This window comes from Glutamicibacter protophormiae, from assembly GCF_014647495.1.
Classification (GTDB): domain Bacteria; phylum Actinomycetota; class Actinomycetes; order Actinomycetales; family Micrococcaceae; genus Glutamicibacter; species Glutamicibacter protophormiae.
On record NZ_BMPH01000030.1, the window covers coordinates 1 to 1505 of the forward strand.

1 rRNA gene is annotated in these 1505 nt (G+C 55.0%); it reads right to left on the reverse strand.

From position 1 onward, the window contains the following. A 23S ribosomal RNA gene (locus tag IEY43_RS17985) occupies positions 1–1505 on the reverse strand; the annotation flags it as partial.

The window sequence follows — 1505 nt, forward strand, 5'->3', positions numbered from 1 at the left end:
GACCGAACTGTCTCACGACGTTCTAAACCCAGCTCGCGTACCGCTTTAATGGGCGAACAGCCCAACCCTTGGGACCTACTCCAGCCCCAGGATGCGACGAGCCGACATCGAGGTGCCAAACCATGCCGTCGATATGGACTCTTGGGCAAGATCAGCCTGTTATCCCCGAGGTACCTTTTATCCGTTGAGCGACGGCCCTTCCACGAGGTGCCGCCGGATCACTAGTCCCGACTTTCGTCCCTGCTCGAGCTGTCACTCTCACAGTCAAGCTCCCTTGTGCACTTACACTCAACACCTGATTGCCAACCAGGCTGAGGGAACCTTTGGGCGCCTCCGTTACATTTTAGGAGGCAACCGCCCCAGTTAAACTACCCATCAGGCACTGTCCCTGAACCAGATCATGGTCCGAAGTTAGGTGACCGGTACAGCCAGAGTGGTATTTCAACGATGACTCCACCCGAACTAGCGTCCGAGCTTCACAGTCTCCCACCTATCCTACACAAGCTGCACCGAACACCAATACCAAACTATAGTAAAGGTCTCGGGGTCTTTCCGTCCTGCTGCGCGTAACGAGCATCTTTACTCGTACTGCAATTTCGCCGAGTTCATGGTTGAGACAGCGGGGAAGTCGTTACTCCATTCGTGCAGGTCGGAACTTACCCGACAAGGAATTTCGCTACCTTAGGATGGTTATAGTTACCACCGCCGTTTACTGGGGCTTAAATTCTCAGCTTCGCACACAAGTGTGCTAACCGGTCCTCTTAACCTTCCAGCACCGGGCAGGAGTCAGTCCGTATACATCGTCTTGCGACTTCGCACGGACCTGTGTTTTTAGTAAACAGTCGCTTCCCCCTGGTCTCTGCGGCCCACACCCGCCTCCAAGGAGTCAATCCTCTTCACGGGGCAGGCCCCCCTTCTTCCGAAGTTACGGGGGCATTTTGCCGAGTTCCTTAACCATGATTCTCTCGATCGCCTTAGTATTCTCTACCTGATCACCTGTGTCGGTTTAGGGTACGGGCGGACTGGGACCTCGCGCCGATGCTTTTCTAGGCAGCATAGGATCACCGAATCACCCCACAAACGGGGCGCCTATCAGGTCTCAGAAACAATGAACAGCGGATTTGCCTACCGTTCTTCCTACACCCTTGGACCAGGTCAATTCCATTGCCTGGCTCGGCTACCTTCCTGCGTCACACCTGTTAATACGCTGACCTCACAACATCGGTTCCCACCACATCACACAGCCAACAACCCGAAGGTCGCAACAGCCATGATCCATCATGGTTAGCATCCATCGCTCAGTATGGGCGGTCCTTCGCCGGTACGGGAATATCAACCCGTTATCCATCGACTACGCCTGTCGGCCTCGCCTTAGGTCCCGACTAACCCAGGGCAGATTAGCTTGACCCTGGAACCCTTGATCATTCGGCGGACGGGTTTCTCACCCGTCATTCGCTACTCATGCCTGCATTCTCACTCGTGTGGCCTCCACCGCTGGTTTACAC